This is a genomic window from Parasedimentitalea nitratireducens, assembly GCF_057444295.1.
Window position 1 is genome coordinate 207,502 of record NZ_JBYAXC010000001.1, and the last position, 12,775, is coordinate 220,276.

The window sequence follows — 12,775 nt, forward strand, 5'->3', positions numbered from 1 at the left end:
CATGACCGAACAAAGCCCCAACGACCTCTTCCATGCCTCCTCCTTTATGCAGGGGCACAATGCCGAGTATCTGGAGCAGCTCTATGCCCGTTACGCCAATGATCCCAACGCGGTGGATGCCGCCTGGGCCGAGTTCTTTCGCCAGATGGGCGACGAAGATCTCGACGTAAAGGCCGAGGCCGCAGGCCCGTCCTGGGCGCGCACCGACTGGCCGCAACAGCCAGATGATGAGATGACCAGTGCCTTAACTGGCGAATGGGCTGCCCCGGTTGAAACCAAGGCCGCCGGCAAGAAGATCGCTGACAAAGCCGCCAAAACGGGCGTCGAAGTCTCCGACGATGCGATCAAACGTGCGGTGCTAGACAGCATCCGCGCGCTGATGCTGATCCGTGCCTACCGGATCCGGGGCCACCTGGTTGCCGATCTGGACCCGCTGGGCATGCGTTCGACCACGCCGCACCCGGAACTAGACCCGCGCACCTATGGCTTTAGCGACGCCGACATGGATCGCCCGATCTTTATCGACAACGTGCTGGGCCTGCAGATCGCTTCGATGCGCCAGATTGTCGAGATCGTCAAACGCACCTATTGCGGCACCTTTGCGCTGCAATACATGCACATCTCCAACCCGGCTGAATCCTCCTGGCTGAAAGAGCGGATCGAGGGCCTGGGCAAGGAAATTCAGTTCACCCGCGAAGGCCGCAAGGCGATCCTCAACAAGATGGTCGAGGCCGAAGGCTTCGAGAAGTTCCTGCATGTAAAATACATGGGCACCAAGCGTTTTGGTTTGGACGGTGGCGAAAGCCTGATCCCGGCGATGGAGCAGATCATCAAGCGCGGCGGTGCGCTGGGTGTGCAGGACATCGTGATCGGCATGCCGCACCGTGGCCGCCTGTCGGTTCTGGCCAATGTGATGCAGAAGCCTTATCGCGCCATCTTCAACGAATTCCAGGGCGGCAGCTTTAAGCCCGAAGATGTTGATGGATCTGGGGATGTGAAATACCACCTCGGTGCAAGTTCCGACCGGACGTTTGACCAGAATGTGGTTCACCTGTCGCTGACTGCCAACCCCTCACACCTTGAGGCGGTGAACCCGGTTGTCATCGGTAAGGTCCGCGCCAAGCAGGATCAGCTGAAAGACGCTGAACGCTCCAAAGTGATGGCCATCCTGCTGCACGGTGATGCAGCCTTTGCCGGTCAGGGTGTTGTGGCTGAATGTTTTGCGCTGTCAGGCCTCAAGGGTCACAAGACCGGCGGCACCATGCATATCGTGGTCAACAACCAGATTGGTTTCACCACCGCGCCACACTTCTCGCGCTCCTCACCTTACCCCACCGACAACGCGCTGGTGGTCGAAGCACCAATCTTCCACGTCAACGGTGACGACCCCGAGGCCGTGGTGCACGCCGCCAAGGTGGCCACCGAGTTCCGCCAGAAGTTCGGCAAAGACGTCGTGCTGGATATCTTCTGCTACCGCCGCTTTGGTCACAACGAGGGCGACGAGCCCATGTTCACCAACCCGGTGATGTACAAGAAGATCAAAACCCACAAGACCACCCTGTCGCTCTACACCCAACGTCTGGTCAAAGATGGTCTGATCCCCGAAGGCGAAATCGAAGACATGAAGGCCGCTTTTCAGGCGCGTCTGAATGACGAGTTCGAAGCGGGCAAAGACTACAAGCCAAACAAAGCCGACTGGCTGGATGGTCGCTGGAAGCACCTTGATACCAAGGATGAGGACTACCAACGTGGTAAGACCTCGGTTTCGCCGGAAACCTTTGCCGAAGTGGGCAAAGCGCTGTCGCACCTTCCCGAAGGCATTCCAGTGCACAAGACCGTTGGTCGCCTGCTGGAAACCAAGAGAAAGATGATGGACGATGGTGTTGGCTTTGACTGGGCCACCGCCGAAGCTCTCGCTTTTGGCTCGCTGCTGACCGAGGGTTATCCAGTGCGCCTGTCCGGACAGGACGCCACCCGCGGCACCTTCTCTCAGCGTCACTCGGGCCTGGTCAACCAAGACACCGAAGAGCGTTACTACCCGCTGAACAACATCCGCGCAGGACAGTCGCAGTACGAAGTGATCGACTCGGCCCTGTCTGAATACGCGGTACTGGGTTTTGAATACGGCTACTCGCTGGCGGAACCCAATGCGCTGACCCTGTGGGAAGGTCAGTTTGGTGACTTTGCCAACGGTGCGCAGATCATGTTCGATCAGTTCATCTCATCCGGTGAGAGCAAGTGGCTGCGGATGTCCGGTTTGACTGTTCTGTTGCCGCACGGCTACGAAGGCCAAGGCCCCGAGCACTCCTCGGCCCGTCTGGAACGCTTCCTGCAGATGTGTGGTCAGGACAACTGGATTGTGGCGAACTGTACAACGCCCGCAAACTACTTCCACATCCTGCGCCGTCAGATGCACCGTAGTTTCCGCAAGCCGCTGATCCTGATGACGCCCAAATCCTTGCTGCGCCACAAGATGGCGATCAGCAAGACCGAGGAATTCACCACCGGCTCCAGCTTCCACCGGGTGCTGTGGGATGATGCCCAGCATGGTAACTCTGACACTCAGCTGGTGGCAGATGACAAGATGAAGCGCGTCGTGCTGTGTTCGGGCAAGGTCTACTATGACCTGCTGGCCGAACGCGACGAGCGTGGCCTTGATGATGTCTATCTGATGCGCGTCGAGCAGTATTACCCCTTCCCGGCCATCTCGATGGTCAAGGAACTGGAACGCTTCAAGCAGGCAGAAATTGTCTGGTGTCAGGAAGAGCCCAAGAACCAAGGTGCCTGGACCTTTATTGAACCCAATATCGAATGGGTGCTGACCCGTATCGGCGCCACCCATTCTCGCCCGGTCTACGCCGGACGTGCCACATCGGCCTCGCCTGCCACAGGTCTGGCCAGCCAACACAAAGCCCAACAAGCTGCGCTCGTGAACGAAGCGCTGAGCATCGAAGGAAACTGATCCATGACAACCGAAGTGCGCGTGCCCACCCTGGGCGAATCGGTAACCGAAGCCACTGTTGCCACCTGGTTCAAAAAGCCGGGTGACGCAGTTGCCGTTGACGAAATGCTCTGCGAGCTGGAAACCGACAAGGTCACCGTCGAAGTTCCCGCCCCAGCCGCTGGCACCATGGGCGATATCATCGCCGCCGAAGGCGATACTGTAGGCGTCGACGCCTTGCTGGCCACAATCGCCGTTGGCGGTGCCGCCGCAGCCGCTGCTCCGGCAGCTGCACCTGCCGCTGCTGCCCCCGCAGCCACATCGGGCAGCACCGATGTGATGGTGCCTACCTTGGGTGAATCGGTGACCGAAGCCACGGTTTCGACCTGGTTCAAAAAGGTTGGCGACGCTGTTGCACAGGACGAAATGCTCTGTGAACTGGAAACCGACAAGGTTTCGGTTGAGGTTCCGGCCCCCGCCGCTGGCGTTCTGGCAGAAATCACTGCCGCGGAAGGTGCCACCGTAGATGCAAGTGCCAAACTGGGTGTGATCTCAGGCTCTGGTGCGGTGGCGGCGACGCCAGCGTCTGCCCCTGCTGCCGTGGCTGCTCCTGCCGCCGCTGGTAAGGACGTTGCCAATGCGCCATCGGCGGAAAAGGCGATGGCCGAAGCCGGTCTGTCTGCCGCTGCTGTCACTGGCACCGGTCGCGATGGTCGCATCATGAAAGACGACGTAGCCCGCGCGGTAGCCGCCGCTGCCGCCGCGCCAGCCCCTGCTCCGGCTGCTGCCCCAGCCCCTACGCCACGCGCACCGGTTGCTGCTGACGATGCATCCCGCGAGGAACGGGTGAAGATGACCCGCCTGCGCCAGACCATCGCCCGCCGCCTGAAAGAAGCACAGAACACCGCCGCGATGCTGACCACCTATAACGAGGTCGACATGACCGAGGTGATGGCGCTGCGCAAACAGTACAAAGACCAGTTCGAGAAGAAACACGGCGCCCGCCTGGGCTTCATGTCCTTCTTTACCAAGGCCTGCTGCCACGCGCTGAAAGAAGTGCCTGAGGTCAACGCCGAAATCGACGGCACCGACATCGTGTATAAGAACTTCGTGCACATGGGCGTTGCTGCCGGCACCCCAACCGGCCTGGTTGTTCCGGTGATCCGCGATGCCGATGCGATGTCCTTTGCGGATATCGAGAAAGCGATTTCGGAAAAAGGCAAGCGCGCCCGTGACGGCAAACTGTCGATGGCGGAAATGCAGGGCGGCACCTTCACCATCTCTAACGGTGGTGTCTACGGCTCGCTGATGTCCTCGCCAATCCTGAACCCGCCACAGTCGGGTATCCTTGGCATGCACAAGATCCAGGACCGCCCGATGGCGATCAACGGTCAGGTTGTGATCCGTCCGATGATGTATCTGGCCCTGTCCTATGACCACCGCGTTGTCGACGGCAAAGGCGCTGTGACCTTCCTGGTGCGTGTCAAGGAAGCGCTGGAAGACCCACGTCGTTTGTTGATGGATCTGTAATGAAAATTGCAGGACGTCCCATTTCCATTTGGATAGTTCTTGCATTTCTTGCTTATGGCGCCGTGGGAACAACCACGGCGCTAACGCAGGCCGCAAGGGGGCTGCAGTCATACTCAACGTCAATAACCACGCTGTCTGCGTTCGTCGTATTGCTTTCCGTGGTATTGATGGTCTCTATTTGGATTGGATCGATGCGCATGTTCTCCTTGTCGCTTGTTTTTTGGGGAACCAGCGCCTTCATTCAAATCCTCGGTGCGCTAAGCTGGGTACCAATACTCCAGAGCGAACTAAGTGCCGCCGCGCAGCAAAACACCGTCTATGTTTTTACTGCTGTTATGGTGGCTCTCTATGGTTTGGTTCCGTTCTTTGTTTATCGTTTTCGAAAGAAAGCGATAGGTGCGGCGGCATAGCCCTTGGGTGTTGGAAGCTTTGCAATGGAAGGTCACATGCTACCGAAGAAACCAATCTTACTCTGGGTAATCGTGTTGGGTTACGCCATTTCGGCTTTGTATGGACTTTCTCAGGTTGCGAATGTGCTGTCCCTTGAAATACCCACCAAGCGCTACCCGGCCTTCCTGCCAAACGAAGTTACATTCGCTTTGTCGATGGCCGGCTTCCTTGGCGGTCTGGTGGCAAGTGCCGCCGTCGCAATCACTGGGTTTCTCACCTCCCGCTGGGCCCCGAACTTTGCCGGTGTTGCTTTTCTTTGTACGCTGTGTAGCTTTCTGGCCTCGCTGGAATCCGCGTCCCTAGGGCGCGCACTGCCCGATGCCATGGTCTGGCTATTCTTCAGTTATTGGTTGCTCACGATTTTGCTTGGGATTTCAGTTGTCCTTTATCTGACAAGGCTAAAGCGGCGAGAGGTTTTGAACTAATGACCGCCTGTGGTGAATGCCGAAAATTCACAATTGACCATGCACAAATTCAAATTTCTCCCGTAGCCCCGGACACAAAAAGGGGCTGGCGGCGAAAGACTAGCGGGTAGGAGGGTAAGATGAGTCCACTCAACCAATTGAAACTTGTAATTTTAGTCTCCTGGCTGGCAACTGCCTTTTTGGGGGTTTCTGTCTGGGTGTCAGTTTCACCAATAGCTATGCGCCTGATTGACCAAACATTACCTGCGTATTTCTACCTTTTTGCGCTTATCCCGGTTGGTATGTTCCTATGCTCTTGTTCGACGGCCTACCTTGCCTCGCGCTACCGACGGTCAATGGTGTGGCCCGCGCTTCTGTTGGCGAGTACACCATTTTGGCCCGCCTTAACTGCGCCATTTATCCCAAGTGAGTTTTCTGGGGCCACATCCCCACTTGTGAACCCAATGACACTGACTTGGACGCTGGTTTTTGCTGCTATTGCCGCCACAGGGTTTCGGCTCAAAAAAGCTAGGATTTTGGAATGAGTATCAAACGTTCGATGCACCAGCCCGCCCCACCAATCCGCCGCATCCGCTCAAGCCCGCTGCCGTTTTCCCAACGCCGCGTGCAACCCAAATCCGCTAGCTTACTCCCCAAGCCTGCGACCCCGCACACCAACAGGAGGCTCATGACCACCCCAGATCCCCAGCTTCATCTGGCCCCAAATATCCCGGGGGAGGCCCATATGGGCCGGGGGCAGCGCCCCCTAGCCCGCCGCCGCTGAAAGACATATATGGCCTATCAAGACCCCGAACTACTGACCTGCCCCGCTTGCAACAAAAGCGCCGAGTTGGTCTGGCTGGTGGGGGAAGGCCCAAACACCAAACCCGGCGAGGGTGCCGCCTATGTCCAGATCCTGGACCCCGGCCCCTGGCAGGAACAGACAACTAACACCGCCCCCGCGTGGCATGGCACCTTGACCTGCCCCGCCTGTGGCGCAACCGTATTGACCAGGCCCTGACAGGGCAAAAGGAGATCTTAAATGGCAAGCTATGACGTCATCATCATCGGTGCAGGCCCCGGCGGCTATGTATCGGCCATCCGCTGCGCCCAACTGGGCCTGAAAACCGCCATCGTCGAAGGGCGCGAGACCCTAGGCGGCACCTGCCTGAACGTGGGTTGCATCCCGTCCAAGGCGCTGCTGCACGCAACCCACATGCTGCACGAGGCCGAGCACAACTTTGCCACCATGGGCCTCAAGGGCAAATCGCCTTCGGTCGACTGGAAGCAGATGAAGGCCTACAAGGAAGACGTCATCGGCCAAAACACTGTCGGCGTTGAATTCCTGATGAAGAAAAACAAGATCGACTGGCTGAAAGGCTGGGCCTCGATCCCCGCTGCTGGTCAGGTCAAGGTTGGTGACGATGTGCACGAGACCAAGAACATCGTGATCGCCTCTGGCTCGGTTGTCTCGTCGCTGCCAGGCGTCACCGTCGACAACGATGCAGGCGTTGTGGTCGACAGCACCGGCGCGCTCGACCTGCCCAAGGTTCCCAAGAAAATGACCGTCATCGGCGCCGGCGTCATCGGTCTGGAGCTGGGCTCGGTCTATGCCCGCCTGGGCGCCGAGGTCACCGTGGTTGAATACATGGACGCCGTCTGCCCCGGCATGGACAAAGACGTCCAGCGGGCCTTCAAGCGGATCCTGGAAAAGCAGGGCCTGAAATTCATCATGGGCGCTGCGGTGTCCGGCGTTGATGCGTCGAAAACCAAAGCCAAGGTGAAATACGCGCTGAAGAAGAAACCGGACGAAGAGCAGGTTGTCGACGCCGACGTGGTGCTGGTAGCCACCGGCCGCAAGCCATACTCCGAAGGCCTAGGCCTGGACGCACTGGGCGTGAAAATGACCGAGCGTGGTCAGATCGCCACGGATGCCAAATGGGCCACCAACGTGCCCGGCATCTATGCCATTGGTGACGTGATCGAAGGCCCAATGCTGGCCCACAAAGCCGAAGACGAAGGCATGGCCGTCGCCGAGGTATTGGCAGGCAAACATGGCCACGTGAACTATGGCGTCATCCCCGGCGTGGTCTACACAACACCCGAGGTTGCCACCGTGGGTGCGACTGAGGACGCGCTCAAGGCCGAGGGCCGAAAGCTGAAAATCGGCAAGTTCATGTTCATGGGCAACGGCCGCGCCAAGGCGGTTCACCAGGGCGAAGGCTTTGTAAAGCTGATCACCGACAAGGAAACCGACCGCGTGTTGGGCGCTGCCATCATCGGCCCCGGTGCCGGCGACATGATCCACGAGATCTGCGTCGCCATGGAATTCGGCGCCTCCGCCGAAGACATCGCCCTAACCTGCCACGCGCATCCGACCTATTCCGAGGCGGTGCGTGAGGCCGCACTGGCCTGTGGTGACGGTGCGATCCACAGCTAAGCTGTTAAGACAGACACAAATTAAAGGCAGTCCCAATCGGGGCTGCCTTTTTTAGTTTTATGGCCGCTAACTTTTACCAAACAAACTTCTGGGCCTGTGATCGTTTCCACCTAGTTTGCCCCATATACGTTTAAAGGAGATATGAAATGCAGAAGCTGTTAACTGCTGCGTCTCTGACCTGTGTGATAATTCTTGGCAATACATGGCCAACTTACTCGCAGACAAACTCAGACTACGAAGCCCTTATTACAAAGACGGATACGCCAGAGTATATGGTGGATGGTGCAAAACGCATTGACCATCTGGGGGCGCATGAGCTCTACCAACAAGGCGCACTGTTCATTGATCTCAGGTCCACCTGGAGATACAATCAAGCGCATGTTCGCGGTGCCGTTGGTCTTGAGCTGAACTCACAGTTTTCCAAGGAAAGCCTGTCTGAACTTGCCGGGAAAAATCAGAAAATTGTGTTCTATTGCAACCATTCAGCCTGTGACCGTTCGGCCATCGCCAGCGCCAAAGCACTGACTTGGGGCTACACCGATGTCTATCATTTTGCAGATGGTTGGTCTGCCTGGTCAGGCTATAACTACGACAAAGACTGATCTCGTTCCCAGTTTACTGCTCAGCTTCTCCCAAGACTTACACTTGCCTACGGCAAAAGCACGACCCATGCTTAACCTGAAACAAACGCACAAAACGTCCAATCATCTCCATCAAATCTTACCCCGTTTTTTCTGCGCGTCGCCGGGCAGCACACGGATTCAAAAGGGACGTTGAGCAGCAGCGACTATGTGAGAGACGAACCGGATATTGAGCGATCATCTCCCCTTGCTTCCTCAACCGAAAAACCGCGTGTTTCAGGGGCAGCGTTCCGCTACCTCCTCCTGCCATGAAACAGTCACCCCAGATTTCCAATTGACCGACGCTCCTACTTCACACACCATTGAAACATGCAAAAACAGGAGGAAGAACATGGCTACGTACCGCTGTGGAGCTTGCGGCATGGGTGTGAATGCAACCTGCGCCGACTGTAACGAGCCGCTTGTCAACGATACGCTGGAACTGGATGATGGCAGCAAGGTGCAGATCTCGCGCTGCCCCAAATGCGAAGGCAAGATCAAATCGCCCATGTGCTGCGGGCAGGATATGACCTGCGCGACCTGAGCGACCACGTCATTTAGAAACAAACGCGCGCAGCACCCAGTCATCCCCATCAAACCTTAGCCCGCGTTCCTGCGCATCGTCTGGCAGCACGCGGGACCAGAATGCATCGGCACCGGTATTCTCAACCAAATTCGTCAGATGCCACTGGCCCGGATGACGGCTCAGGATGTCTTTGACAGCCTGATCGCCCAGCCCCTTGCGCCGATGCGGACGCAACACAAAGAATTCGCCCATGAACCAGCATGGCGATCTCTCGGTGATCTGGCAGCGACTGGTGACCAAGGCAAAACCAACAAGCGTGTCTTGATCATACAGCAGGTATGGATGCTCCCAAAACCTATCCAGGAAATCATAGTCATAGGCACCGCTGGGCGAGATCGGAAAGTAGTTCGTCGATGCCATGTCATATAAGTAAAGCTGCAGCAGGCGCTCAAAAACCGGTCGATCTGCCTTTTCAGCGCGCCGTACCCTTAGCCCCTTGTCGGTTTGGATATTCATGACATCTCCTTACGATACTGGGTCGGCGACGTTGCATAGACCCGCTCAAACTCTCGATAGAAATTCGACCGGGTCAGAAACCCCGACTGCTCCATCACCTGCGTTACCTTCAACGGGCTGGTCGCCAGCAAATGCGCCGCATGGCGCAGGCGGAAGCCGTTTACATATTGCGAGACATTTATTGCCTGCGTCTGGTTGATCGCCTCAGACAGAGCGCGTGCAGGCACATGCAGCCGTTTGGCCAGCCGCTCCAGCGTCAGCTCGGTGTCCAGAAAAAGTTTGCTCTGCTCCAACAGTTCCCGCGCCGCTTGCTCTAGCTGGCAGTTGCCGTCATCTGGTTTGGTAACAACGGGCTTTGACTGGCGAGCAGGACGCGCCCGCGCAAACAGCACAATCGCCAACACCATGCTCAGCAATGACAGGGCCGATCCATAGGAAATCAGCCGCACCGCATCCTCACGGCGTTCAAAGGCAAAGCTGAGCGCGATGCCAGTGTCAAACACCAGCATCACCACCAGCAAGGCCACCGCCGCCAACATCCACTGCCGCAGACCTTCGACCAGTTCCAGCCGTGCATGGGTCAGGCTATCCGCCCCTAGGCGCCACAGCATCAGCACGGCCACGCCATAGAACAGATAGCTGCCACCAATCAGCAGATCCAACATCGGGCGCAACGCTGGCACCACCTGCGGCAATAGCGCTGCACAAATGGCCACATTTCGATGCAGTGCAATCAGCCGCTTCAACTCTCCCTTGGGGCGCATCAGTGCGGCAAAGCCCAGATAAATGCAGGGCCCGATGAACAGAGGGATGATCCGCTGGATCACGATGAAGGTGTCAACGCCATAACCAAACCGCAACCCGATCAGCAGGGTGCCGGTGGCGATCAGCACAAACACAGCAGTAAAGAACCCACGCGCCACCCGGTTGCCAATATCCAGCCGCCAAACCAGCGCACAGGCAACCGCAGACAGCACAAAGGTCAGGATCGGCAGCGGTAGCGAAACCAATTCACTCTCCTATTTGTGTTCCCTTTGATGTCCGGCCTGTCCTGCTTCCTGTTCAACCTGTCCTCGATCAGGATCAAGGACGGCTTCAGGGGGGTCAGACCGTTGTTTTTATAGGAACTTCATCAGAAATATTTGTCATCAAATTTGTAAACGGAGACTACGTGATGAATTTCAAAACTGCAATCAGCACCCTTTTTGCGCTGACACTGGGCACAACACCTGCATTGGCCGATGACTACCAGACCGGCTTTGTTGAGCTGACAATCCACGACACAACAGGCAACCGGCACCTTCAAGGATACCTGTGGTATCCAACCGAACAGACCGAGGGCGCACTGCGCGCCCATGGCAATGCCGTGTGGGAGCCAATCCGCGTGATCCCAAACGCCACAGCTGTGAACGGCAAACACCCTATGATGCTGCTGTCCCACGGCATGTTCGGCAACGCCCGTAATCAGGCCTGGCTAGCCAAGGAACTAACCGCCAAAGGCTATATCGTTGCCGCCATCGACCACCCCGGCACCTCGACCTTTCAGAAAGACCCCGAACACCAGCGCCAATTGTGGGAACGTGCCAATGACATCACCCGCACCATCGACCATGTGCTGGAAACCAAAACCTTTGGCCCCCTGATTGATCAAGACCGTATCTTTATGGGCGGCCATTCCCTTGGTGGCTTCACCGCCTTGCTGCTGGCCGGTGGGCGCTTTGATCCGGACAAAATGGATGGGTTCTGTGTGGACCCGGAAAACCAGCTTGTCTGTGGCATATTTGATCGCTGGAACGTCGCCAAAACCGCCGAAGACCGCAAGACCATCGCTCAGGACTGGTCCGACCAACGCATCAAGGCCTTTGCGGTGTTCGACCTCGGCGGCACCCAAAGCTTTTCCACCGAAAGCCTCGCCAATGTAAAACGCCCCATGCTTGTCTACGGTGCGCCGATCACAAGCTCCGGGTTGGATCTCAGCATTGAATCTCATGCATTGGTCGCCGCCCTGCCCAAGGCAAACACCCACTACATCGAGCCCGCAACCCTGTCTCATTTCGACTTTCTGGGTGTCTGCACACCAGCGGCTATGGATATCCTCAAAGAGGAAAACCCAGATGACGCCATGATCTGTGAGCCTGGCACCGAAGCGCGAGCCAAAAAACACCAGGAGATCGCCAATCAGGTTGATCAGTTCTTTTCTGATCTTTGAAGAGTAGGAACACAAACCAACGGGCAGTCCTATCCAAGACTGCCCTTGGCAGCGCGCGCATTCACAACTTAAGCGTGACTTTTGGGCAGATGCCCCTAGGCTGGCACTATGGCTATCACCCTAACCTTTGTCTCAACCCTGCCCGACCCATCTGCCTTTCAGGCACTGATGCGCGAGTATTATCAGGTGATGATCGACAAAGTCATCGCAATCGGTGGGCCAGCCCCTTCAGCCGAGGAACTGGCGGCTGACACCATGGCCCATATGGATGACCTTCTGCCCCCAAAGGGACGTACCCTGTTAGCCACTGACGAGAATGGCAGTCTGGTCGGCTGCGGCGTAATCCGCAAAATCCGCCAAGACGCGGCAGAGCTTAAACGCATGTATGTCCGCCCCTCGGCGCAAGGCACCGGGCTGGGTCGACGCCTGTTTGAAATGCGCGTCGCCGAGGCCCAGCGCATGGGCTGCACCACGCTTTATGCCGATACAGTCAAGGGCAACCGGGCGATGCTGTCGATGTATGAAAAATACGGCTTCTCCTACATCCCGCGCTATCCGGAAAACCCCAACAGCGCCGAACTGGATCCCTATCTGGTCTATCTCGAATGCAGGCTTTCTGCGCAGGGGTAACCTCATTTTAACTTGGCCGTACGCCCAGTTTGCGCTCTATTCATACTGTGATGTTTTATTTGTACCCGTTTAGAAAGGACACGCCATGGCTGTCTCACTCCAGGTTCTTTACCCAATCAGTGACGGAACCACGTTTGACTATGACTATTACACCAGCACCCATTTTGACATCGTAGGCGAGCATATGGGCGAACATGTGGAAAGCATGCTGGTCACCAAGGGCCTGGCCGGTGGGCCCGATGTGCCACCCGGATATCACGCCGTCGCCTCGCTGGTCTTTGCCGATCACGACGCGCTGAACGCCGCGATGGAGGTTGCAGGTCCGGTGCTGGCGGACATCCCCAAGTTCACCAATGTGCAGCCCCAGATGCTGATTGGTGAGGTGCTAAGCTAAGCGCTGGATCACGGCAGGAGGTAACCCATGGGTTACCCATTTAGGAAAACACCCGGTGGCACACCGGGCAGCACCCGCCCGCCCCCACGGCGGGTGCTTACACACCCACCTCGGT

The 12,775-nt window shown here is 57.3% G+C and carries 14 protein-coding genes; 12 read left to right on the forward strand and 2 right to left on the reverse strand.

The features are described from left to right. Position 1 precedes the first annotated feature (1 nt). The 9 genes from AC2T28_RS01030 to AC2T28_RS01070 all read left to right on the forward strand — a co-directional run bounded on the left by AC2T28_RS01030 (position 2) and on the right by AC2T28_RS01070 (position 8,929). Entirely contained in the window at positions 2–2,962 is a 2,961-nt protein-coding gene (locus AC2T28_RS01030; RefSeq protein ID WP_486747084.1) for a 2-oxoglutarate dehydrogenase E1 component, read from the forward strand. A 3-nt stretch (positions 2,963–2,965) separates the two neighbouring features. After that, entirely contained in the window at positions 2,966–4,471 is a 1,506-nt protein-coding gene (odhB, locus tag AC2T28_RS01035; protein WP_486747085.1) for a 2-oxoglutarate dehydrogenase complex dihydrolipoyllysine-residue succinyltransferase, read from the forward strand. Further along, positions 4,471–4,881: a hypothetical protein gene (locus AC2T28_RS01040; protein ID WP_486747086.1), complete on the forward strand. Its 411-nt coding sequence runs from the start codon at positions 4,471–4,473 to the stop codon at positions 4,879–4,881. The genes odhB and AC2T28_RS01040 overlap by 1 nt, the downstream gene beginning before the upstream one ends. Before the next feature lie 36 nt (positions 4,882–4,917). After that, on the forward strand, positions 4,918–5,346 hold the full coding sequence (locus AC2T28_RS01045) for a hypothetical protein (protein WP_486747087.1): 429 nt from the start codon (positions 4,918–4,920) through the stop codon (positions 5,344–5,346). Between the two features lie 520 nt (positions 5,347–5,866). Next, positions 5,867–6,109, forward strand: coding sequence for a hypothetical protein (locus tag AC2T28_RS01050; protein WP_486747088.1), 243 nt, complete (start codon positions 5,867–5,869; stop codon positions 6,107–6,109). A 9-nt stretch (positions 6,110–6,118) separates the two neighbouring features. Beyond that, positions 6,119–6,346 (forward strand): hypothetical protein, encoded by a 228-nt coding sequence (locus AC2T28_RS01055; RefSeq protein WP_486747089.1) that lies wholly within the window; start codon positions 6,119–6,121, stop codon positions 6,344–6,346. Between the two features lie 21 nt (positions 6,347–6,367). Next, positions 6,368–7,765 carry a dihydrolipoyl dehydrogenase gene (gene lpdA, locus AC2T28_RS01060; RefSeq protein WP_486747090.1) on the forward strand — a complete coding sequence of 466 codons (1,398 nt, stop codon included), beginning with the start codon at positions 6,368–6,370 and terminating at the stop codon, positions 7,763–7,765. A 146-nt stretch (positions 7,766–7,911) separates the two neighbouring features. Next, positions 7,912–8,367, forward strand: a complete 456-nt coding sequence (locus AC2T28_RS01065) for a rhodanese-like domain-containing protein (RefSeq protein ID WP_486747091.1) — start codon at positions 7,912–7,914, stop codon at positions 8,365–8,367. Between the two features lie 370 nt (positions 8,368–8,737). Further along, positions 8,738–8,929, forward strand: coding sequence for a hypothetical protein (locus tag AC2T28_RS01070; protein ID WP_486747092.1), 192 nt, complete (start codon positions 8,738–8,740; stop codon positions 8,927–8,929). 9 nt (positions 8,930–8,938) lie between these two features. Here the strand turns inward: AC2T28_RS01070 and AC2T28_RS01075 are convergent, their stop codons facing one another. Together AC2T28_RS01075 and AC2T28_RS01080 are read right to left on the reverse strand one after the other, a co-directional pair. After that, positions 8,939–9,427 (reverse strand): GNAT family N-acetyltransferase, encoded by a 489-nt coding sequence (locus AC2T28_RS01075; RefSeq protein WP_486747093.1) that lies wholly within the window; start codon positions 9,425–9,427, stop codon positions 8,939–8,941. Beyond that, positions 9,424–10,437, reverse strand: coding sequence for a helix-turn-helix domain-containing protein (locus AC2T28_RS01080; RefSeq protein ID WP_486747094.1), 1,014 nt, complete (start codon positions 10,435–10,437; stop codon positions 9,424–9,426). Before AC2T28_RS01080 ends, AC2T28_RS01075 begins: the two co-directional genes overlap by 4 nt. Before the next feature lie 164 nt (positions 10,438–10,601). On the opposite strand from AC2T28_RS01080, the gene AC2T28_RS01085 reads away from it, so the two are divergent. The 3 genes from AC2T28_RS01085 (at position 10,602) to AC2T28_RS01095 (ending at position 12,660) form a co-directional block, all read left to right on the forward strand. After that, positions 10,602–11,636 (forward strand): alpha/beta hydrolase family protein, encoded by a 1,035-nt coding sequence (locus AC2T28_RS01085; RefSeq protein ID WP_486747095.1) that lies wholly within the window; start codon positions 10,602–10,604, stop codon positions 11,634–11,636. A 108-nt stretch (positions 11,637–11,744) separates the two neighbouring features. Next, positions 11,745–12,266: a GNAT family N-acetyltransferase gene (locus tag AC2T28_RS01090; RefSeq protein WP_486747096.1), complete on the forward strand. Its 522-nt coding sequence runs from the start codon at positions 11,745–11,747 to the stop codon at positions 12,264–12,266. Positions 12,267–12,351: 85 nt separating this feature from the next. Further along, on the forward strand, positions 12,352–12,660 hold the full coding sequence (locus tag AC2T28_RS01095; protein WP_486747097.1) for an EthD family reductase: 309 nt from the start codon (positions 12,352–12,354) through the stop codon (positions 12,658–12,660). The last annotated feature ends 115 nt before the right edge of the window (positions 12,661–12,775 follow it).

Bases quoted from the DNA above. Each gene is read 5' to 3' on its own strand.
- AC2T28_RS01030 (WP_486747084.1), top strand. From the start codon at position 2: ATGACCGAACAAAGCCCCAACGACCTCTTCCATGCCTCCTCCTTTATG.
- AC2T28_RS01090 (WP_486747096.1), top strand. From the start codon at position 11,745: ATGGCTATCACCCTAACCTTTGTCTCAACCCTGCCCGACCCATCTGCC.
- AC2T28_RS01095 (WP_486747097.1), top strand. From the start codon at position 12,352: ATGGCTGTCTCACTCCAGGTTCTTTACCCAATCAGTGACGGAACCACG.
- lpdA (WP_486747090.1), top strand. From the start codon at position 6,368: ATGGCAAGCTATGACGTCATCATCATCGGTGCAGGCCCCGGCGGCTAT.
- AC2T28_RS01085 (WP_486747095.1), top strand. From the start codon at position 10,602: ATGAATTTCAAAACTGCAATCAGCACCCTTTTTGCGCTGACACTGGGC.
- AC2T28_RS01040 (WP_486747086.1), top strand. From the start codon at position 4,471: ATGAAAATTGCAGGACGTCCCATTTCCATTTGGATAGTTCTTGCATTT.
- AC2T28_RS01075 (WP_486747093.1), bottom strand. From the start codon at position 9,427: ATGAATATCCAAACCGACAAGGGGCTAAGGGTACGGCGCGCTGAAAAG.
- AC2T28_RS01065 (WP_486747091.1), top strand. From the start codon at position 7,912: ATGCAGAAGCTGTTAACTGCTGCGTCTCTGACCTGTGTGATAATTCTT.
- AC2T28_RS01055 (WP_486747089.1), top strand. From the start codon at position 6,119: ATGGCCTATCAAGACCCCGAACTACTGACCTGCCCCGCTTGCAACAAA.
- AC2T28_RS01070 (WP_486747092.1), top strand. From the start codon at position 8,738: ATGGCTACGTACCGCTGTGGAGCTTGCGGCATGGGTGTGAATGCAACC.
- AC2T28_RS01045 (WP_486747087.1), top strand. From the start codon at position 4,918: ATGCTACCGAAGAAACCAATCTTACTCTGGGTAATCGTGTTGGGTTAC.
- AC2T28_RS01050 (WP_486747088.1), top strand. From the start codon at position 5,867: ATGAGTATCAAACGTTCGATGCACCAGCCCGCCCCACCAATCCGCCGC.
- odhB (WP_486747085.1), top strand. From the start codon at position 2,966: ATGACAACCGAAGTGCGCGTGCCCACCCTGGGCGAATCGGTAACCGAA.